This window comes from Paraburkholderia sp. BR10936 (assembly GCF_040965735.1).
GTDB lineage: Bacteria > Pseudomonadota > Gammaproteobacteria > Burkholderiales > Burkholderiaceae > Paraburkholderia > Paraburkholderia nodosa_A.
Window position 1 is genome coordinate 39457 of the sequence record NZ_JBFRCM010000028.1, and the last position, 20669, is coordinate 60125.

At 61.2% G+C, this 20669-nt stretch carries 14 protein-coding genes and 2 pseudogenes; 5 read left to right on the top strand and 11 right to left on the bottom strand.

The genetic code is table 11. The features are described from left to right. Positions 1-240 precede the first annotated feature (240 nt). Positions 241-690: a helix-turn-helix domain-containing protein gene (locus tag AB4Y36_RS36445; RefSeq protein ID WP_368685549.1), complete on the bottom strand. Its 450-nt coding sequence runs from the start codon at positions 688-690 to the stop codon at positions 241-243. Between the two features lie 59 nt (positions 691-749). Continuing rightward, positions 750-3698 carry an autotransporter outer membrane beta-barrel domain-containing protein gene (locus AB4Y36_RS36450; RefSeq protein WP_368685550.1) on the bottom strand — a complete coding sequence of 983 codons (2949 nt, stop codon included), beginning with the start codon at positions 3696-3698 and terminating at the stop codon, positions 750-752. A 1255-nt stretch (positions 3699-4953) separates the two neighbouring features. Here AB4Y36_RS36450 and AB4Y36_RS36455 point away from each other — a divergent pair. Next, on the top strand, positions 4954-5172 hold the full coding sequence (locus tag AB4Y36_RS36455; protein ID WP_368685551.1) for a hypothetical protein: 219 nt from the start codon (positions 4954-4956) through the stop codon (positions 5170-5172). Positions 5173-5593: 421 nt separating this feature from the next. Here the strand turns inward: AB4Y36_RS36455 and AB4Y36_RS36460 are convergent, their stop codons facing one another. From AB4Y36_RS36460 to AB4Y36_RS36475, 4 genes and pseudogenes are all read right to left on the bottom strand, one after another. Further along, positions 5594-7627 carry an ATP-binding protein gene (locus tag AB4Y36_RS36460; protein ID WP_368685552.1) on the bottom strand — a complete coding sequence of 678 codons (2034 nt, stop codon included), beginning with the start codon at positions 7625-7627 and terminating at the stop codon, positions 5594-5596. 256 nt (positions 7628-7883) lie between these two features. Then, positions 7884-8035, bottom strand: a pseudogene (locus tag AB4Y36_RS36465) (Hsp20/alpha crystallin family protein); the annotation flags it as partial. An 833-nt stretch (positions 8036-8868) separates the two neighbouring features. Continuing rightward, the gene (locus tag AB4Y36_RS36470; protein ID WP_368685553.1) at positions 8869-10059 is read right to left on the bottom strand and encodes a GNAT family N-acetyltransferase; all 1191 of its coding nucleotides are present in this window, start codon (positions 10057-10059) and stop codon (positions 8869-8871) included. Positions 10060-10594: 535 nt separating this feature from the next. Then, positions 10595-10915, bottom strand: a complete 321-nt coding sequence (locus tag AB4Y36_RS36475) for a hypothetical protein (RefSeq protein WP_368685554.1) — start codon at positions 10913-10915, stop codon at positions 10595-10597. A gap of 268 nt (positions 10916-11183) precedes the next feature. On the opposite strand from AB4Y36_RS36475, the gene AB4Y36_RS36480 reads away from it, so the two are divergent. Both AB4Y36_RS36480 and AB4Y36_RS36485 read left to right on the top strand, forming a co-directional pair. After that, entirely contained in the window at positions 11184-11594 is a 411-nt protein-coding gene (locus AB4Y36_RS36480; protein ID WP_368685555.1) for a MarR family winged helix-turn-helix transcriptional regulator, read from the top strand. A gap of 598 nt (positions 11595-12192) precedes the next feature. Beyond that, positions 12193-13401 carry a GNAT family N-acetyltransferase gene (locus tag AB4Y36_RS36485; RefSeq protein WP_368685556.1) on the top strand — a complete coding sequence of 403 codons (1209 nt, stop codon included), beginning with the start codon at positions 12193-12195 and terminating at the stop codon, positions 13399-13401. Positions 13402-13426: 25 nt separating this feature from the next. Here the strand turns inward: AB4Y36_RS36485 and AB4Y36_RS36490 are convergent. The 5 genes and pseudogenes from AB4Y36_RS36490 to AB4Y36_RS36510 form a co-directional block, all read right to left on the bottom strand. Beyond that, a pseudogene (locus AB4Y36_RS36490) lies at positions 13427-13867 on the bottom strand (alpha/beta fold hydrolase); the annotation flags it as partial. Between the two features lie 154 nt (positions 13868-14021). Next, positions 14022-15584, bottom strand: a complete 1563-nt coding sequence (locus AB4Y36_RS36495) for a class I adenylate-forming enzyme family protein (protein ID WP_368685557.1) — start codon at positions 15582-15584, stop codon at positions 14022-14024. An 88-nt stretch (positions 15585-15672) separates the two neighbouring features. Further along, entirely contained in the window at positions 15673-17061 is a 1389-nt protein-coding gene (locus AB4Y36_RS36500) for an FAD-binding oxidoreductase (RefSeq protein ID WP_368685558.1), read from the bottom strand. 72 nt (positions 17062-17133) lie between these two features. Continuing rightward, on the bottom strand, positions 17134-17349 hold the full coding sequence (locus tag AB4Y36_RS36505; protein WP_368685570.1) for a hypothetical protein: 216 nt from the start codon (positions 17347-17349) through the stop codon (positions 17134-17136). A gap of 184 nt (positions 17350-17533) precedes the next feature. Continuing rightward, entirely contained in the window at positions 17534-18274 is a 741-nt protein-coding gene (locus AB4Y36_RS36510) for an SDR family NAD(P)-dependent oxidoreductase (protein ID WP_368685559.1), read from the bottom strand. Between the two features lie 351 nt (positions 18275-18625). Here AB4Y36_RS36510 and AB4Y36_RS36515 point away from each other — a divergent pair, with 351 nt between their 5' ends. Then, positions 18626-18955, top strand: a complete 330-nt coding sequence (locus AB4Y36_RS36515; RefSeq protein ID WP_368685571.1) for a hypothetical protein — start codon at positions 18626-18628, stop codon at positions 18953-18955. Positions 18956-19186: 231 nt separating this feature from the next. Further along, positions 19187-19498: a hypothetical protein gene (locus AB4Y36_RS36520; RefSeq protein ID WP_368685560.1), complete on the top strand. Its 312-nt coding sequence runs from the start codon at positions 19187-19189 to the stop codon at positions 19496-19498. The last annotated feature ends 1171 nt before the right edge of the window (positions 19499-20669 follow it).

A 20669-nucleotide genomic window follows, 5' to 3' on the forward strand; every position in this document is an offset into this window, starting at 1 on the left:
TCGGCGACCTTCGCGATGAATCCGCGAAGTGACATCTTTATTAGCGAAGTTGTGACATCTTTAATTTGGTCTACGGCAGCGTGCTGTTCGCGTGTTCGCTCTTGCGTGTTCGCTCATGCGTGTTCGCTAATGCGCTTTCGCTCATGCGCTTTCGCAAGACCCTCGGCCAGATGGCCTGAGATTTAGAACAAGGATGGGAGACGAAGGTAATCCGGCAGGTGGCGGCGAGCTTCAACATGTTCACGCTTCAGTTTCAGGCATGACCGTCTGCGCGCTGGCGCCCTGGAGTCCCCAACGCATCCGGGCCTGTAGCCCATGGACGCGCACGAGCCGGTTCACGTGCGAACGAGAATAGCGGACACCAAATTCGCGCTCGATGAAACTCCGCACGAGTTCGTTCGTCCAGAACTCACCGGCAAGGCCCTGGGCCTCAGGGGTGTGTTTGATGGCGGCGATGACGCGCTCAATACCGTGCGCGGGAAGTTGCTGTCGGCGTCCGACATCGCCAAGCTGGAACAATGCCTCAACGCCACCGGCAGAATAGACCGACTGGTACCGTTTGGCCGTTGCAGGGCTCAGGCCCAGTTCCGACGCGACACGTGCAATGCCCATTCCGGAAGCCAACATCTGCGCTGCGCGCTCGCGCCTGCCTGACCACGGTGGGCCAGTAACGATCTCGTTGACACTCACGACGCATCTCCCTGGACTGACCTTCACGTTTGACAAATGGCGCACAGCGCCCCGGGCCATCACCATGCGTAACGTAACCCGACGTCACCCCACACCCCCTTCTGGCTGCCGGTCGCCGATGAATTGATGGAAAACTGGCAGCCAAACTGTCCGTACAGGCTCATGCGCGTGTTGAGCTTTGCGCTCACGCCGGCAGCGACGTCCATTCGCGTGAATTGCTGTCGAAGCGGAACCTGGTCGACTCCCGAGTACACGGTTGTCGCCTGTGCGCCCCAATCCCGCCAGATATTGGTCCGAACGTATGGCTGCCACACCTCTCCATTGGCGCGTTCGATGGTCCACTGGCCGCGCAGGCCGATTCGTCCGGTCACCCCTGATGTCGAACCGGGGTCGACTGTTCCCAGCCCGTCCGCCTCCTCGTTCAAACCAACATGCTGCCAGATGATCTGTGCCTGAGGTTCGAGCACGAAGCCCGGGCCCAGCGGCAGGCGAAACGGATAGCCGGCTTCGAGCGATGTCGCGAATCCCGAACCCGACACGGGCAGCCGTGCATACTGCGTCGTCGCATCGCCGTCGTACCAGGTGCCTTGCAGTACCGCGTCGACATACCATCCCCCCGGACCGTAATGTGTCCAGTACGCACCACCGGAATAGCCATTGAGATTCACTGAGCCGGTGTGACCTGGCACATAGCCGGTCGCCGCCGCATTAGTGACCAGGCCATCCACATCGACATTGCTGTTGCCGTAGGCAAAGTAGACGCCCGCGGCATCGTGATGTCCGGGCGTCGTGTTGCCGCGCCAGAGATCAATACCTGCCTGTACGCCGATCTGGTGACCGTTGGCACGCGCATCCGTGAAGGTCTGGTAACGATTGTCAATCTGCTGCCCGAACAGCCGCGCCCAGGCGGAGCGGGCCAGGCCGTTGCTGCTGCTCCCGCCTCCGTCGTCCGTGAGGGTGTCGCCGATGCGCTCATGCATCGTGCCGAGCATGGTAAGGCCCAGTTCTCTGGCGAGCGGCTGGACGACCGAATACGTGGCAAGCTCGGGCCCGACGATCGGGTACTCCCCGGGAGGCAGCACCGACGGCGGGGGATCGCCAGGAAACACATCGTCCGGCGGAATGACAGGCGGCTCTTCCGTATCCGGCCCGACGACAAAGTCCGAGCGCAGGAACCAGTCGTCCGGAAAAGCGCGCGCGAGGCCTCCCTGAACCAGTCGGTAGTCGAATGCACCGCCGCGCACTTCGGTGGCCAACGTAAAGGCATTGGGGTCAGTGGTGCCGCCGTTGATTGCGACCACCACCGGAATGCCGTTGGCCGTTGTCAGCGCGCCTGGGCCGCCGACATTGGCAATCGAGAGCATCGTGGTGCCCGTGGCCGACCCTCCGTCGATGGCGAGACGGTCCGAGGGTGAACTGTCGTCGCCCAGGTAGGTGTTGATGGCGATCGTGCCGTTGTGACCGACATAGTTCTTCGTGGTCAGTACCGTGCCCGGGTCGCTCGCGATGCGCACGAGGCCCGCATTGACGACGCTGGCCACGCTCTGGTCGAAGCCGCGCAGATCCAGTGTACCGGCAGGCTGGACGACGTAGTCGGAATTCGGGCTGAAGACATCGCTTGCGCCGCCCGCAAGGGTGCCTCCATGCACCGTGGTCGGCCCCGCATACGTGCTGGCAGCGGTCATCACGGTTTTCCCGCTGTAGACATCGACGGCGCCCGTGCCCGAAACGGCCGCCGGGAACAGGTAGTTGCCGCTCGTGTCCGTGTGGTTGAACGTGAGGTTGCCCGTGCCGGCGCCGAACGTCACACGGGCCGTGTCGAGGATGCCCGGCGCGGCGGGCGCGGCGCCGGCGACGGCGCCGATGTTCAACGTTCCGGAGGAGCCCGCATTCTCGGCGATCGTCATGGCTGCCGCCGAGACGTGGCCGTTGTCGGCGATGGTCAACGTTCCCTTTCCGTCACCGCCAACCATCAGGTTTCCGCCCACGGTCCAACTCGAGCCAGGATCGGTGACGGTGACCGTACCGGTGCTGCCCGGCGTACCGCCAATGTACGTGTTGTTGACGAATCGCGGGTCCGAGTGGAGCCCAATCCCGGAGCTGACCGCGCCTGCACCGGAAATGGTCAGCGCCCCCTCGCCCATGAAAAAACTGGTCGCGTCGAGTCCATAGTTCTCCTGGTAGAACGGGATCAGGGCGGGGTCCGTACCGCCCACGACGAGCGGGTTGCTACTGGTCAGGGTTGATCCAGAACCCGATACAGTCAGGTTGGCATGCCCGCCTGTTCCACTGCCGATCGCGTCGTTGGGCGTCACGACGCCGCCCACCGGGCCACCAATGAGAGGCGGTGATGCGGCTCCCGACTTCAGGACTGCGCCGCCTGATATCGTCACGGCCCCCTCACCGTTTCCACCGGCCGTGAACGTCGACCCCACGTTCACCTGGGAGCCTATCCCGGAAAGACTGACCGTTCCGTGGCTACTATCGCCTGACGCCACGGACAGCGCCGTCCCCACGTTGACCACCGCGCCGTTCGAAACGGTCAGGGTGCCGGTGGTCGTATTCCCGAATCCCACGTAAATGTACTGGCCTGTGCTCAACCGGCTGCCGGCGCCTGTCACGGTGACGGTGGAGACTGTGGCAACGTCTGTGTATCCGAGAATGAGATAGCCATTGTGTCCGGCAGTCGAATCGAGCGACCCGCCGTTTTCGATCGTGAGGGAGGCGTTGCTCCCTGCGATTGCAGTGTCATTAAGCCGAATGAGGGATACCGTAACACCCGGATGATTGACAACGGGCGCGTTGGGGGTTGTCGTGTTGATGACGGTGGTATCAGCCAGGCCGGGCGCGGCGCCGGCGGTCCAGTTGGCCGGGTTAAGCCAGTCGCTGGAATCAACACCGGTCCACTGCGTATACGCCGCCTGGGCGGTGCCAGCGCTCATCGTCGCGAGGCTGGCAAATACTGCGGACGCGAGATCGTGATGTCTTGAGAATAGACGAGCCTTCATCGGTTACCTCACGATTTCATTTTTACCGTCAGAGAGAAACACCACCTTCAGAGAATGCACATGAATATGGTTTTTAAACTTCCGGCAAACAAGCCAATTCTGGATATTCAATACAGGATGGATATCAATCATTTCATCTGCGTGCGCGGCGTAATTTTGCCTGCCTGCAGTGCGCGGCCATCTGAATGATTCGAACCTATGGGCTGGTATTGCGGATTTCACGACAGCCGTGGTGAGCTCTAAGACGCTCACATGCAAGACGCATGAAATCGCCGTGAATGGAAACAAATGTTCGTCTGAACTTAAGGTGTTATAGGAAATAATGTCGCTTCGTTCAATCACTCCTCTTCCTGCTTTACTGTATATGCGGCGCGACGAGTCCGATGCACGCTCACCTATCGAATAATTTCCAGTCAGGAATACGAATCAACTTGACGTCGCGTCTGTGATTCCAGTTTGAAAACCTGGCACCTGCGTGATGGCACGGATGCAAACATTCTCACGAATGGGTGTTTGCAGCGTGCGACACCGCGTAGACGGAGCTGAGATGAACGCAGTGAGGGGGCGCCAGATCGGCACGTTGCCGACTTTACGGCGCGAGGTAACGGCTCGTCGGTGGCGGCTCTCTTTTGCGGCGGCGAGTGCGTAACACCGTGGCAAACGACACTCACTACGGGTCTCTTTGCCGGGGTCTGGCGCGTAGGCCTGCGCCACTTCCGGAGTGTGATCGGTTCCTTCGTCACCATCAGAATGCAGCTGTGTTTCATGAATCGATTGCACACAGCCGAAAAACAGCGCGGTACGTCCGTGCCATTGCGCGGAGGTACGCAGAATTGCAGGGCACGGCCAGGCCGACGCTGGTACCTATTCGGCGATCCTCGGTTTCGCCGCGACGTTCCACGACATTGGAAAGCCCGCGATGCCCGCTCCGCTTGTGGGCAAAGCGGGGCAACTTGACCATTTCGAATCCAACGTGACCAAACACCCATCCGACCGTCGGGGCGACCATGCGTGGGCACTCGCTGGACAGGGTTGCGCCAGCCCTTTTGCAGTCGGCCCGGGAAATGGCAGCCTTTCATCATGAATGCTGGGACGGCGGCAGTTATCCGCAAGGGCTCAGCCGGAAAGCTTATTCCGAACCGAAGATTCGAAACTGTAAAGATTCGTCATTTTTTTCATAAATCTTATTGTTAATTCCGTATTTGAATCGGGCACCAGACTGGCCCAGGGGACTGCACGCGGTCCATGTTGACGCATGAAAGACAATGGGCCTTCGAATAACTGCGGCGTGGTAGCTGGCTCGATTGTGGGCATGGGCGGACTGGCGGGTGCGATCGCACTGGTCATCCTCAATGACGCGACGCAGGTGCTGGACGCTGTCTTTCGTGTGGGATATTCCAGCTTCAATCCGCTGTGTCCAGGAAAGATACTCATCAACCCGGACTATATCGATGCCGCCTGCCTGCCATGTTGAAGAGCGGCGAGGTGCTTATCGCCCCTCGCCCCCGATCCGATCGAGGGCGTGATGTCGAAGATTTCGATGTGCACTCCCTAGACCAGTATCAATAGGTTAATGCTGGATGAAAAGCGACTGATCGTTGACTCCTCACAGGCATCGCTCATCACTTTCTGAAAGACGCGGCCTGATGTGTGGTCGTGACGGCACGGCGCCTGCCCCCGGCGGCCCGTGCTGCGGCGCACGCGCGGTGTGCCTGCGCCGGCTTAGCTGGAAACACGCCCACGCCCGGTGGTTCTGATCCACATCCTGACACCTCGGGCCAGTCGCGGGAGGTCGCGTCACCGTGCGAGCATCCACCTGACCGGCGCTCACAAAACCCCGCCGCCTGCCTCATGGGTGTGACCGTCAGATCCCGCCGGGTGCTTCGCTTGCAGGTTCAGTTTGCGCGTCGCTGGGGATCATTAACATTCGTGAACGTTCGCAGGAAATCCAGCAACGCTTCGGGATCCACCGGTTTTACAAAATGCCGTGCGCACCCCGCTTCGCGAGACCGCTCGACGTCTTCCGGTGCGCCGTATCCGCTGAGCGCAACCACCACGGCGTTCGCGGTTTCGGGTAGCGCCCGGAGTTCCCGTGCCAGGTCGTAACCGCTGATTCCAGGCAATCCGATATCAAGGATGACTGCATCGGCACGGAAGTCTCTGGCGATCGCAAGGGCAGCTTCTCCGTCGAAAGCACAGCGGACGTCATGCTCCTTCAGGACCATCGCCAGCGATTCCGCGGCATCACGGTTGTCATCGACAACCAGCACACGCAACCGTTTTGCCTGCTGTTCCGGCGGTTCGGCCGCGTCGGCCATGCCAGCACCGGTCCCATGTGTGGTAGGCAGCAACACTGTGAAGCGGGCGCCCTTTCCGGCACCGTCGCTTGCGGCCGTCACGTGACCGCCGTGCATCTCCACCAGGCTCTGGACAACGGACAGTCCGATACCCAGGCCCGACTGGGCCCGGCCCTCCGGCGGCGCGAGCTGCACGTACGGCTCGAACATACGCGCGAGTTGCGATGCCGGAATGCCAACGCCCTCGTCAGCGACGATGATCTGTACGCGGTCTGCCTGCACGGCCACATCTACGCTTATCCGTGAGTCCTCGCCCGAATATTTGATCGCGTTGTCCAGGAGGTTGGAGACGACCTGAGTCAGCCTTGTCCGGTCGCCATCGATCAGTAGCGGTTCGGCGGGCAAGTTAACCTCAATACGGTCCCGGTGATCGTTCGCAGCCGGCAAATAGATTTCGACCGCGCTGCGGACAGACTCCCTGATGTCGAAAACCTCGCGGCGCAGGCGGACCTTCCCGCTGCTGATACGGGACACGTCCAGCAAGTCGTCGATCAGACGGGTGAGATGCGCACACTGCCGCTCTACCGTCAGGCGTGCCCATTCGACCTCAGGCGGTATATCAGTTTTCAGCTGCTTGAGGATCTGCGCCGCATTGCGGATGGGTGCGAGCGGATTCCGCAACTCATGGGCCAGGGTTGCGAGAAACGCATCCTTGAGACGGTCTGTCTCCCGCAGCGATTCTTCGGCGAGCGTGCGGCGCGTGATATCGGTCAGCGTGCCAACAAAGGAGCGGATCGAACCATCGGCCTCTTTCCGGAACCGACCATGCATCTCAACCACCCGCGGTGCACGATCCTCGATCCGGAAAATCCGGAAGGTCGACTGGAAGTCGCCAACGCCATCCCGGGTCTGCGCGTGATGTGTGACCAGGGCCTGCGCGTCGTCGGGATGAACGAGCTCGCGCACAAACGCCTCCCACGACAGCGGGCCCCGCGATTCTGGTTGTCCGGTTATCTTGTACATGCGAGTGTTTTCCCAGACACCCCTGCCGTCGGGAATATCCCACTCGAAAATGCCCGACCCGGCTGCAGACGCGGCCAGCCGAAGCCGCTCCTCGCTCTTGTGCTGGGCGGCGAGTGCCCGGTCGCGTTCGCCGAGGGTCTGCGAGATCCGGCTGTCCTGTTCGTCGATCAGTTGCCTGATCGCGGTGCGAATGGTTGCGCTGAACAGATCTTCTATCAGCTGGTGAGCCTCCGCCTGGACATTGCGTGACACAGAGGTTCCCGCGAAGAACTCCCGTGTCGCCTGCTGCACGCAGCGCTGGAATTCGGTCAGTTCCCCGAACAGTTCGTCCAGCTGGTAGCCGAGCATCCAGCGCTCGCTGCCATGTTTTCTGGCGTTGGCGTGTAGCCGCCGAAGCGTCTTCTGCGCCGGCGCACTCCGCAACACTACGCAGATTTCCTCGTATATCGAGGGAAGGTGGTCGACCAGCTGGACCGTCGATAACCGTCCGGTCTGCCCGCTCGCCGTATCGGACCGGACCGCGCGAAGCCATCGGCGCGTGATCAGGCCGCGCTTTTGTTCGAGGTACGCCGCAAGCTGCTGGAGCGTGCTCGTGTGTGACGGCGTCATGGTCGTCTTCTGATGGCTATCTCAAGACCGATACCCGCGCGACGGCCAGAAAAAGCGACGGCGGCGCGGTCCTGCTTACAACGATGCGGCTTGCTCCAACATGGCACCACAAACGAGCGTTGTTCAGGCGATCGCAGCCGCCTTGCGCGTCGGGCGTGCCTGAGGCTCGCGCCCGGACTCCGCTGCGAGATGCCCGTAGCAAACGCCGTTCCCAGGAGGCGGTGGGTTTGTTCCAATGGATCAGTCTGTCTGTCGGGTCGATCGAGACATCGATCGCTGCCGGGTCGAGTTCTGGAGCGACGGCGACGATCCAGGCGCTGACGTCGGTACTGCGGATATTGAGGAGAGGAAAGATCTTGCTGCGCGTGGCGCGCAGGCTTGTGGAAAGCCCGCGAAGACACTGGCCATCTGCCGTTGCAGGCACGCTGTCCCGCGCCGCCCGTAGCCCACTGCCCGGGCGGGCGCATCGGAAACCGACAATAGCCGTGCCGATCGCCACGACGGCAATCGCCAGAATCACGATTTCCCAGCCTGGACCCCTACGACGTCAGCGAAGTGTCCAATGAACGTCCCTGTTTTCGAAAGGACTACATGAACAGCACCATTCAGCTCCGCAACCCGGGCAGCGGTAGTACTGGATGCGAATGCTGCCGAGATATGCCGGTTCGCCGACATCGCGCAGAGGGTGTGTCACATCGAAATCGGGGTGACTCAGCAGAAGACTGCAGGACGCGCAAAGATGTGATGGATCGCAAATCATTTCATTGCCCCTGCATTGCCTTCGATGCGCAACTGCCAGGCGTCGCACGATACTTTTCCCGAAGGCAGAAGATCCTGGTGTCAAGGAACACGGAGGCTTGGGGACAGAGCGGAGTGTCCCTTGCCATTCGCGAAGAACGCCGCGTCCGTGAAGCGCTCGAAGTATAGGATGCGGTCCGGCGCGGGCAAGCGTACTAAATTCATGGGTTCCGCACAGGCAATTGACCGCACTCGGACGATCAGCTGCGCACGGACGCGTCAAGAAAGGTTGGGCTCGACGGATTGCCATCTCCGCAGCGCGGCGGCACATGGCCAGGTGAAACAGATCCCTTCAGGAGCCTGCAACTGTCTGGCCCCGTCAGCCTACGCGCGCAGTCACATTCGCTGCGGCTCATCTGAATACAGCGCCACTGGTCGCATGCTTGCAAACGTCTGCCCGAAAGCTCCTGCGTCCAGCGCGCCAGCCCCACACTCGAGCGAGGTCATTCACGATGCGCCAGCATCGGAGCGAGGAAACTACAACGGCTGAGCGCGGGCAAGCGGAACTTGCGAAGAAGGCGGCGAATCTGCGCAGCCGCGATCGGTATTTCAGCAAACCGCCCGCGCGATGTCAGCATCACGACATGCGACTCGTGGCGGCTTTTGTGATTGGACCAGCGCTCCTTATAAGCTGAATAGAAAGGCCGGAAGTCGAAATCGCGGCCGTTCGCGTACGCCCATCGCGCGATGCTGTCGACGAGCAGGTTACCCACCGAGTACGGGGCATACGCTTCGTCGTAGGTCGTGATGAAATACTCGACGCTGCGCGGCCCAACCAGATTGACCGATGCCGCCGCCGGGACGCCGTTCACTTTCACGAATGAGACAAGCGGCGTGGCCGCCAGATCAACGCGCCCTGCGAGGTCGATGAAGAAATCGCGCACCTGGTCGTCCATGAGAAACGGCGTGTTGAACCCACGTGCAACTGCCCAGCGGCGCTTGTTCGCGAAGATCCAGGTGAGTACATTACAGGCGTCGCCGGTACTTTGGCACCAGCCGTAACAGACTTCACCCCGCTGGGCAAGCCGCCTTGTATGACGCCGCAGGTGACCAAAGGCGTCGTACGTGGCAAAGCCCGAAAGGGCAATCGAGTAGCCGTCCACGCCGCGCCAGCGTGCGGGTATTGCCCTCATCACCCAAGACGCTGGTACGTGTGCCAGCGCGGCATCCAGCGGGGCGCCGCGTTCGACAAGCCAAAGATCTAGCACGTCGGCGTCGACGTGGCGCAACGCGCCGAGGGCTGCGGCATAGAAGCGAGCCTCCGCGGGATCGGCAACGAGCGGCCCCCCCGTATTCCTGGTCGCTTCCGCAGCCGCGCGCGCGACCCGATATGCGCCGCGGCGCGCGACCATCACCGGCCAGAGTGCGACGAGTGCCGCGCCTTCGTACACAACGGCCACGCTGGTCGTCGCGCCGCACGCGAACGCTCTGTCCGCCGCAATTTCGCAATATGTAAAACTAAGGCTGGGCGGACACGCATCGACGAGTGAATCCCACGCTGGGCACAGGCGGGCGAAGTCAGCCGTTGAGCGGCACACCACGATTTCATGGCAGATCGCCCGTCCGGGAGGGCGGGCGGCTATGTCAGGGCGGGAAGCGCCGATTTCAATCGGCGCGTTTCGCATGGCATCCATACGACATAGGACTGGTGATTACGTTGTGTTTTCAACGTCAGAGAGGTTCGCGCTTCAAGGGGCTTCCTGATACAACGCGATCTAGCTCCCCCATATATTGGGCCAGAACCGCATGAATAAAACGCTGGAAATCGCTGTTTTTTTATTTTGTCGGAAGGCGACTTGAAGTGCACAAACATCGGTCGATCCTTAAATTTCTCTCAACGGCATATGCATGACAAATCAACTATATCGGACCCGGGCTCCCGACCGCCATGTGAGTAGCCGTGAAGCGCCGACGCGATTCGTCGGTAAATGCCATTACGCTATCTGTCCGTGTGCCGCCTCAGCGCAATCGCGCTCCCAACCGGGCGTCGCCGGTAGGGTGTTCTGCGTGTTTTTACACGGTTTCGGCCAACTGCAGCCTTTGGCCAGGAAGACATTGTCAGCGATCCACGTCCGCAACGCCGCCGAATGCGGCCAATTCCACATACGTTTTACTGGCCGTTGCCTGGCTAACGTGCGGGTATCTTCGCTGGAAGTCCGGCTGCGCTAATCACACTAACTGGCGCGCAAAAGCGGGTCCAGTAAAAAGAGGCTGTAGTGTCAGCTGTGCGCCGCAACTAACGAGCAATGCATCGATCTGGTCCAATGCGCAGAGAGGAAGATCCTGTGCAATCAGTATGCGAGCCTCGTAGGTACGGTTTCGACATGCAGGCTTGTCTGAAATAGCGCGTTCCAACAAATCGATAAATCGGGTGATTTCGGCGAGCAGACCCTTTCGATCGATAGATCCGGTGTCCACGGCCACATTCCGAAGGGCGGTGGCCAGCACAAGAAAATCGCTGATCTCTGAAGTCAGTCCGAAGCCGTCCATTGCAGCTCTCCCTGTGAATGATCACAGCTTTCGCGCGTGCTGCCTGGGTTACTGTATTGCATTTCGGACGATGGCGGGGCGTCCGAAAGGCAAGCGTTTTGGCAAGCGATGATTCACGGGGTCTGGGGCGTGTGACGATTGCCTGCTACGGTCCTTGAATGTAGCCATGATCCCCGTCCGTCGAACACGGTGCCCGAGCGCCTTACCTGGGACACAATACAGCTTCGTTGATTCCATGACACACGCGGAAAACGTGCCGGACCTCGTCATGCTGGGCAATCTGGTGCAGGAGTTCGTCAATCACGTGTCCCACACGCAGGGTAAAACGCTGGCGGCACTGACGGACGCATCGGTAACCTTGCAACAGGTATTGCTGCTGCGCCGTTTGGCGTCGTCCAGCGAAAGCACACCCTCGGCGCTTGCGGAACAGATGCATATGTCGCTGCCCGCCGTGAGTCAGATGGTCGAGCGACTGTTTCAACTCGATCTGGTGTCGCGCATTGATTCACCTGACGATCGCCGAAAAAAACAGCTGGCAGTCACGCGCCACGGACGTGCGTTACTCAAACGCATTGCGGAGGCACGAACTGCCGACTATGCCGCGGGAATTGCGTCACTCTCGCCCGGCGTAACGACGGCTTTGGCTCGGGTACTTGAGGATGCGCTGAAGGAGTTGTAGTGAGCCGGCGCAATCCCGAAGGAGTTCGGCAAAGCGGCCATTCGCGGCGGGCGGCAACGGGTCGGGCTATGCCTTTTGCATCTCGCGCCCGCCCCCGACGATCGCCGCGCTCGGCCGTCGGGCTCTGGTCGGCCATCTACGGACGTTGGCGCAGGCTTGCACCCGGACGTTCAAGGGACGGCTCTGCACCAGACAGCGGCCCTTCGTGCGCAAATCATTCACTCGTGACGTCGGCGAACGCGGGTCCGTTAGCACGCTCTTCTCAGCGGCAGTTGGTGAATGCCTCCTCCGCGTGGGCGTAGGAACGGCAGCCGGGCTCATGCCGCGTGGCTGCTGTTGCCTCGCGCACGCTGCACCTTGCATTCGTTTCCCGCTTCGGATCAGGTACAGAAACTGCTACTGCGTGCAGGTCATATGCGCTCATTGCGGTCCAGCCTGAGCCGTGGCTCTCGAGTCAAAAGCGATGCCTGCACGATTGTTGGGAGAAGCGAGTAAGTCTTGCAAGCAAGTCTTACAAGCCAAGGAGGCGGCAGGATTGCGGCCCCGTGTCGCAAACCGTGAGTCCGTTAGCCGGGAATCAAAGACGGCATATTGGGGCATGGACGAGCCAGGGCATCTTATGCCGACCGCGGCGGAAGTGGAATGGACAAGCCGATCGACGAAAGCGGCGCACACGAGCGAAGTCCGGGAAATTGAATCGCTTGCGGCGCTGGGGTCGCTGCGCGAAGTGTGGCGCGCGCTCGCTGCCGATGCCGAGGACTGCCCTGGGCATATGACCTTCGAGTATTGCGAGCTTGCCGCCTCGCATGCATTGACCGACGGGGAACGCGTCAGTGTGGCGATGGTGTATGGCGACGGGGAATTGCTCGCGCTGTGGCCTGTTTCGATCGTCCGACGTGGCATTGTGCGCATTGCAAAAGGGCTGACCTGCGGAACCAGCGAAGAGTATGGACAGCCGCTGGTGAGGGGGGGCGCCAGCCGAGCCGTCTACGCCGCCGCAGTCGAAGCGATCAGGCGGGTCGATGCGGACGTTCTGCAGATCCCGCTCGTTCGTCACGGCAGCCTGTTGCAGGAGGCGCTCGAGGACGTCCCCCACTCCTGGGTGCTCGCGCGCGTGCCCGCACGGTGGCGCGGCCTGCCCGGATTTTCGATCGTGCTGCGAGACGTTCCGCGGTGGGACGACTTCGTATCGACGCGGTCGAAGTCGCTTCGCGGCACGTTGCGAAATCGGCACAAGCGGCTCGAAGCACGAGGCCATGTCGAATTCGGCTGGTGCCGAACGATACCGGACGCTGTCGCCGTTCTGAGCTGGCTATTCCGCACCAAACGCCGTTGGGCCGAGCGCCGCGGCGTGAGCGTTGCCTATTTGAAGGACGATCGGGTTCGGGATTTCTTTGTCGCGCTGGCACGGCGAATGGATCTGTCGAAGGTTCCGCTCGTTGCCTTCGTGAAGGTCGAAGGCGTGACCGTCGCCGCGTCGGTAAACCTGGTGGGATCTCGAACCGTCGAGGGCTTCGTGACGACGTATGACGAGGCATTTGCTGTGTGTTCGGTTGGAGCGCTGCTTGCAGAATTCCTCGTCAAATGGTCTCACGCCAACGGTCGTGATTTCGATTTTCGCCCTCTCGATGCCGAATATAAGGCGAGCTGGGCGAATCGGCGGACATGGCACGAAACACGTGTCGTCATGCTTCGCGCACGTGGCCGTTTGGCGGAATTTTCGTTGTTGTTCGGGCAACTCGTTCGAGTGCGGAGAAAGTGCGCGGAATATGCCATGCGGCTACTCGAGGGCATGAGAGCACCGTGATTCGCCCAATGCCGCGGTGATCGTAGGCTGGAACGCTACCAAGCGCCTCGATCGCGTCAAGCATCTGGAAATACTGCGCGCGGTTTGCGTTGGGCTCGGCGCCGAGATCAGTATCCATCATGACCAGCGTACGGACGCGCGCCGGATCGCGCAACGCAAGCTCGGCTCCCCACATGCCGCCGACAGAGAGCCCAACGACGGCGCATTGCGGGATGGCAAGCGCATCCAGCAGGCGACTCGCGTGCCTTGCAAGATCACCCTGGGTACGCGTGCTTTCGGGAAGACCGGCGGATTGGCCATGGCCCCAGAGATCGGGGGCGATCACCTGAAACGAGCGCGAAAGTACCTCGATTTGCGGCTCCCACATGGACGAGTCCCACAAGTAGCTGTGTCCGAGCAGAACCGGGAAGCCAGTGCCCCGGATCTGGTAGTGCTGGATTCGGCCTTCGATTTCGATAAATGGCATTCGCCAACTGGAGGAAATGTGATGCTCATGCAGCCGGGGACGTTGCGCGGCTCACGCGAAAGTTGCAGTCCGGATACGTCACGGGACAGTTCATCGTAGCGGCTCCTGCTCCGACGCTTACCCTCTTTCCTCGCTCACATGGCCAAGACGAGTTTTACGCAGGGCGCCGACTGCCCAGTTGCTCACCGATTGCTTGCAGCCTCGCCCGGTCCACCTTGCCTAACGAATTGCGCGGCAACTGGTCGACAACGATGAGCCGCTCCGGCATCTTGTAGCTCGCAATCCTGGTGGACAGGTCGAACAATACTTCCTCCACCTGCGTCGCGGCTTCGGTCAGTTCAACAAAACCAATTACGCGCTGACCGAGGACAGCATCCGGCACACCGACTATCGCTGCCTCGCGCACGCCGCGATGGACGAGAAGCGCGTCCTCAACTTCGACCGGCGAGATATTCGACCCGCCACGGATGATCAAATTTTTCTTTCTGGCGACATACCAGAAATCGCCGGCTTCGTCCTGTCTCAGCACATCGCCAGTGGCCCACCAGCCATCCTTGCGTGCGTCGTCGATGTGTCCGGGCCCATGCCAGTAGCCGACGAACATGTTCGGACCGCGCAGCAACAGTTCGCCCGCGTCGCCGCGCCTGACGGTGTTTCCCTCTTCGTCGACGAGGCGGACCCGGTTCATGTCGACCGCGCGGCACACCGGCCCGATATCGAATCCGTAGGTGAATGTGCCCATGCTTTCGCTCATCGCAAGCACGTTGCGCATCCTGACGCCGAACACCCGCAAGAATTCCTCCTGCAGACTTCGCGGCGTCGTGTCGCCTACGACGAGGCAGGTGCCCAGTGACGTGACGTTGCGTGGCTGCGCAATCTGCTCGGCGCAAGCCGCCGCATACATGAACGGCAACCATATCAGCAACGTGCAACGGTGCCGTTCTATCAGGTCAAGCGCGGCCGCTGGCTCGAATCGGTCCAACAGGACGCAGATGCCATGTGCGGTTAACGTCGCCAGCACAGTAGCGAGCCCTCCCCCATGCATCATGGGCGTGGCAATAAGTGTGACGTCGTACGGCCTCAACGCGACGGCCTGGCATGCTTGCGTAATTGCGCACACCGTGCGCTGGGTGTGGGTGACGAGCTTCGGTTTCCCCGTAGTGCCGGTCGTCGACAGCAAAAGCGCAGGTTCATCGACACACGCCGGCTCGAGCCGCACCTCGTCTTCCTGGTGGTCAATCAACTCGCTCCATGCCTTTGCGCCCGTGTCCTGGGACTCGCCATCGACAAGAAAGCGCCTGCGGGCATCGAGAACCGAACCATCCACGCCGGCAATTGCGCCGTACAGATCACTCTGGCCCAGATATAACGAAACGTGCAGTCGTCGCAATTGCGGCTCGAGTTCCGCGCGTGTGAGCCGGTTATTCAGGGGCACCGCAATCAGGCCTGTCAACATGCACGCGTAATACGCGATGACGGTTTCCGGTTTGTTCGTCAAGTGCAGTGCGACGCGATCGCCTGGTTTCAGACCCTGTGCGCTCAGGCCTTGTGAAAGCCTTTTGACATACCGCGCCAGACGGCCGTAGGTCCATGTGTCGTCGCCGGCGATCAGCGCAATCGCGTCAGGGCAGGCTTCGGCGGTCTCGAACAGGCGCTCGGGCAACGTAATGAGTCGCGGTGTCTGTATGGGTTCGGGGCGTGTACCGGGACAAGACATGGCGGTTACTCCAACGGTTGAATGGTTGCTCAACGCTGGACAAGGAGTTGTCCATCTGACTGCTCCTGTAAGCGCGTCATCGCAGGCGTCACGCGGCCGGTGATAGCGCTGGCAGCGGAATGGCATGGAGGACGCCTCTCGAGTCGAAGCGGGATTTGATCCGGGACAGCCTCAACGCATTGGGGCCGTAAGCGTGGGCTATCCGGTCCGATGCGCGGTCGGGCAGGAGGTTGGCATAGCCCCCCGGCAACGAGGTCGACGCGAGTTCCGCGTCCAGGGACGCCGCCCAGGCCCGATGCTGCTCTGCGTCGGCCAGCGGAGGCTCCCACGCTGCGTAGACCAGAGCAGTGAAGTGTGGATCTCTCATGCCAAACGCGGTCGCGTCAGCCGCGACCTGTGTAGCGGCCCCATGGCAATGATGGACGACGATAGAAGCCAGGGGCGACGTGCGCGCCTCGAACGCTGCAAGGAGTACGTCGATCGTCGTGCTTGTGAGGGCGCTGAACCACCGCGTCGCAACTTCGTAGCCGAGACCTTGGGCAAGCTTTCCGTCGGTCAGGAAGAGAAGATCGCTCGCAGCAGTCGGTTCGACCCTGACGACAATGGGATGACCCGCTGCCGCCGCCTCGCCGATGATTGCCTCGCCGGCCGCCGGATCTCCTGTCCAGACAAGCGAGATCGCGATCACCGGTTTGCCGCCTGGTCCGGTTGCCAGGACGGCGGCGCCGAACAGTTCGCCTGGCGCCCGGAGCATCAACGCGGCATAGTGCGCCAGGGCAGCACGCCCATCAGTCCAGGGGAACACGATCGTACCGACCAGCGCGTCATCCAGCGTGTGGAGACGCAGGCTCATCGACGTGACAATCCCAAAGTTCCCACCGCCACCGCGTAGCGCCCAGAACAGGTCCGGCTCGTGCTCTCCGTCGCAGGTCACGATGCGTCCATTGAGCAGCACGACCTCGGCCGACAGGAGGTTGTCGCACGCCAGGCCGAAGCGCGTCATGAGCGGTCCATAGCCACCACCGATCGTGAGGCCGGCCATACTCACCGCCCCATCGTTGCCGATCACCGCGGCAAGACCTCGCTCGCCCGCAGCGCGATTGAGCTGAGCGCTCGTCACGCCCGCACCGATCGTCGCTACGCTGCGCCCGGTGTCAATCTCAATGGTCCGCAAGTCGCAAAGGTCTAGCAGCAGACTGCCGTCGCGCATGGACCGACCGTTCCAGTCCTGCCCGCCGTTGTGGACGGCTAGAGGAGCGTCAAAGCCGCGCGCGGCGCTCATCACACGGGAGACCTGGGCAACGGTGCTGCATCGGACCAGCATTTTCGGACGGGGATCCAATGCGCCGTTCCAATGCGTAATTTCCCCGCCAGCTGCGGGCATCATCAGCACCTGGCTGCCGGCTTCGACAAGCCTGTCCTTCAACGCCGCCCAGTCAGTCTGATCGATATTTGCGATTGTGTTTTCGCCGTCCATTCCACTCACTCCATCAGTGCGAGACCGCGTTGTCTGGACTGTGAGATGCTTCCGGAAACCTGCCTCGCTCATTCAATCCTTGCACTGCTCGCCGGTGTACTCAAAACCGCCGGGCGTCTCGATCAGCAGGTTCAGACTCATCAGCAAACCGAACGCATTCCGTTCGTGCGCGACCGGATCGGCGGCGCGACTGGCAAAGAGTAGCGACGGTTGTCGAGTGCGCCAATTACATCGGGTGTAATCGCGCGCAGCGGAACCGCACTTCAAGTTGATAAGATAGGCGGCCATTTTCATTCCGATAATTCGAAATATTCGAAGGATCGCATCTGCGTTATCGAATTGCGGTCGGTTCGTATCAATCGCGAAATCCAATGGCCCGCGGTGGCCGACTACTGCCCGATACGGTCGCGCCGGGTCGACCCATTGCGGACGTAGCGCGAGCAAGCCCCACCGGAGAGGGCTGTCGTGCCCTTCAGGCGTTGGCGCCGCCGTCGACGGTGAAGTTTGCGCCGGTGATGTAGCTGGCCTCGGGGCCAGCGATGAACGCCGCCATCGCGGCGACGTCGTCGACGTGGCCGAACCGCTTCAGCGCCGTGATCGCGATCTGCGGCGGCGCCCAGTCGCCGGCCGCGGGGTTGTTATCGGTGTCGATCGGCCCCGGCTGGATGTTGTTGACCGTGATGCCGCGGGGGGCAACCTCGCGAGACAGGCTCTGGGTGAACATCTTCACTGCGCCCTTGGTCGCGGCGTAGGTCGTCAGGACCGGAATCATGTTCCGCTCGCCGACGCAGGAGCCGATCGTGATGATGCGGCCGCCCGCCCTCAGGTGCTTGAGCGCGACCTGGGTGGCCACGAACACGCCGCGCAGATTGACGTCGATCACACGGTCCATCTCCTCCTGCGTGGCCTCCTCGAAGGGCTTGGGGATGAGTATGCCGGCGTTGTTCACCAGGATGTCGAGCTGGCCGAAGGTGGAGACGGTCCGTTCGACCGCGGCCGTAACGGCCTTCGCGTCGGCGGCGTCCGCCTGGATCGCGATCGCCTCGCCTCCTGCGCTTTCGATCTCCTTCACCACCAGGGCGGCGGCGTCCGCGCCCCTGACATAGGTGATCACCACCCTTGCGCCGTCGGCAGCCAGCCGCTTGGCGATCGCGGCGCCAATGCCGCGCGAACCGCCGGTGACGAGGGCGGTCTTCTTGGTCAGTTTTGCCATGGTAGGTGGCCTTTAAAAGAAATCGGCGTGAAGGGGAGGCCCCGATAGTCCGCCAATCAGAGATCGTCGACTGGCGTTGACCCAAACGCAGGCGGGAAACTTCCGTCTGCTGATGAACGACAGAACTAGGCTAATGGCTGCCTGCGGGAATGAGAATCAGCAGATCATTCACAAGGCTCATTCCCGAAGAGAATCGATCGCCGGGTAGAAGTGACTGAACTAGACGTCGAGCTCAACGAACAGCTTACATGGCTGGGTCGGAGCTCTGACCGTCGAGCGCCGAATGAACGGCTGCGGATGTTTGAGCCGCAAGCTGACCGCTCGGGCGATGTGCGAAACCGGGAGGCGGCCATGCTGTTCACCCGTGGGGTTCAGATGGAAGTCAACGGCCATCTCTCTTGCTATGCCGAACTTTTTCATCGGCAAGGCCTTCAATCCGTCGTTGCAATCGTCGTACGCTTTTCGGGCGACGTCGCCCGCCGCGCTGTTCGCACCGCCTTAACTGCGCCGATGACCGCCTCGGCGCACTTGAAGCGAATCTTGAAGCTTGATCGATTGCGATTGCGCGGACCCAGCGGTGCGCACGACGAATTTCTGTTGGCCGCAACAGCGCAGAATCTACGTCGAATGGCGAAGTGGTTGACGCCAACGAGTCAGACCGCAGTGAGAATGATCGCTTGAGGGGGCATCGGGGCCACCGATCCCCTCCCGAAAGCTGCGCCGCAACTGCCGCCCTCGAGCGTTGCGAACTCGAGTCGCCAGAACATCCAGGCCAAAAAAGAGTTTTTCAACAGAATCGGCCGCCTGCTGCCGGCCGCGGCCACACATTCGATTCGGCGCAAGAGCGCCGCGTTCACGGCTCTCGTGGTCGCAATGGCGAGTACACTGAAAAAGTAACAGAAGGAGAAGGTAATGACTGACTCTGACCCCCAAAGCACCTTCCGCGGACTGCCGCTTACCGCGGAGCAGGACGCAGAAGTGAGGCACTACATAAAGGACCGAACCCGGCGTGGGCTGCCATGGGACACGTCGGAGCTGAGCGCGATGATCAAGGACATGCTGCAGCCCCCGGGTGACGGCGACGCAGACTCCCCGGCAGACGAAACTAGAGCGGCCGCCGAGCGCGCAACCGCGTCGCTTGACGAAGCGATGGACCCGATCGAGGCGAGTGAGGAATGGAATGCGGCCATGGAGTCGGAAGGCATGAAAGGACCCAGACGATAAAACCCGAGCGACGATGCTCGCTTCCTGGTAGCGGTTCGATGCGCATGATTTCAATGAGATCCTGACTTCCGTAGGAAGCGTCGGTGAAAGATGGTCGCCTGTGGTGAGCCGCCAAACCCGAGCCTAAACGCCCGCCTTGCGCACGTCGTCAGTTGGCCCGCGATGGTCCGTTCACCGGGGGAACTGACGTTCCAACGTCCTCGTGAAAGCGCGTACGAGCGTCCGTAAATGGCCCGAGTCCGGACCGTGTCAATCTGCGCAATTGTGTCGAGTCTGGCGGGAAACGTTTGTCCCACATAGGCTAGGGGACGAAATTGCATTCGTATACCGTCAGAAATACCGTCACTCGGTCGAAGCCGTTGTGAGGTGTCAGGAGACGTGCCGATTCAGCGTTCTTGCCTAGTATCTCAAACGCGCAAGAGTGCGATCATTGTCGGCGTGTCCGAGTAAGCCGCAATTCCACCAGTTTCAACTCCACTTTGCCTACTCCCCGAATATTATTTAGTAAACCGAATTTCCATCCTCCACCTTCGCTAACGATTGCATTAGCCATCGTATCGATCGTTATCCCGACCGATGCGACGGCTCAAAATTCGTCTGTTGCACATGCGTCTAGAGCCTTGGCTGACCGGGACATGTGTTCGCCGGTGTGTCAGCAATACCTTGAACACGGACACCGCTTCACGCATGCGGTGCGTCACGAATCGCCGCATCTACGTTAACTGCCTTGCTGAACGGCCTCAGTGAAACACCTTGACGGCATCGACCAGATGCGTCGCCTAGCGTGCTCGCTGCGCCCGCGTCGCGGCCTTCCCTCCAATGTCCGACGCCCTCGACAGCGATGTAACAAGCAAAAAGGGGTCCAGCCAGTGGATCACGAGGGCGTTGAGTGCAACGCCTGCAAGCACAGGGACCAGCATTGCTTCGATTCAGTGACCGACGATTCCCGAACCAACGCGGCGTTGCCCACCTGCCCCGGTGCCGGGCGGACGTGCAATGTAACCATGTGCCGCTCGCCTGTATCAATCGCGATCTTACTTCGCTGCATCGCTGCATCTTCCTCACCAGAACCGCAACAGCGAGCACCGCCCGAGCACAAACGCCCCGCTGTTTTCGCAGTGCCCCGCCATTCAGCTAACGGCCGCGCAGGGTATTGCCGAGACAAAGCCTT

What these genes read in the sequence shown, in the direction of transcription:
- AB4Y36_RS36475 (WP_368685554.1), bottom strand. Translation starts at nt 10,915, where the DNA reads ATGGACGGCTTCGGACTGACTTCAGAGATCAGCGATTTTCTTGTGCTG.
- AB4Y36_RS36495 (WP_368685557.1), bottom strand. Translation starts at nt 15,584, where the DNA reads ATGTCTTGTCCCGGTACACGCCCCGAACCCATACAGACACCGCGACTC.
- AB4Y36_RS36455 (WP_368685551.1), top strand. Translation starts at nt 4,954, where the DNA reads ATGAAAGACAATGGGCCTTCGAATAACTGCGGCGTGGTAGCTGGCTCG.
- AB4Y36_RS36460 (WP_368685552.1), bottom strand. Translation starts at nt 7,627, where the DNA reads ATGACGCCGTCACACACGAGCACGCTCCAGCAGCTTGCGGCGTACCTC.
- AB4Y36_RS36500 (WP_368685558.1), bottom strand. Translation starts at nt 17,061, where the DNA reads ATGGACGGCGAAAACACAATCGCAAATATCGATCAGACTGACTGGGCG.
- AB4Y36_RS36510 (WP_368685559.1), bottom strand. Translation starts at nt 18,274, where the DNA reads ATGGCAAAACTGACCAAGAAGACCGCCCTCGTCACCGGCGGTTCGCGC.
- AB4Y36_RS36480 (WP_368685555.1), top strand. Translation starts at nt 11,184, where the DNA reads ATGCTGGGCAATCTGGTGCAGGAGTTCGTCAATCACGTGTCCCACACG.
- AB4Y36_RS36485 (WP_368685556.1), top strand. Translation starts at nt 12,193, where the DNA reads ATGGACGAGCCAGGGCATCTTATGCCGACCGCGGCGGAAGTGGAATGG.
- AB4Y36_RS36470 (WP_368685553.1), bottom strand. Translation starts at nt 10,059, where the DNA reads ATGGATGCCATGCGAAACGCGCCGATTGAAATCGGCGCTTCCCGCCCT.
- AB4Y36_RS36515 (WP_368685571.1), top strand. Translation starts at nt 18,626, where the DNA reads ATGCTGTTCACCCGTGGGGTTCAGATGGAAGTCAACGGCCATCTCTCT.
- AB4Y36_RS36450 (WP_368685550.1), bottom strand. Translation starts at nt 3,698, where the DNA reads ATGAAGGCTCGTCTATTCTCAAGACATCACGATCTCGCGTCCGCAGTA.
- AB4Y36_RS36505 (WP_368685570.1), bottom strand. Translation starts at nt 17,349, where the DNA reads ATGGCCGCCTATCTTATCAACTTGAAGTGCGGTTCCGCTGCGCGCGAT.
- AB4Y36_RS36520 (WP_368685560.1), top strand. Translation starts at nt 19,187, where the DNA reads ATGACTGACTCTGACCCCCAAAGCACCTTCCGCGGACTGCCGCTTACC.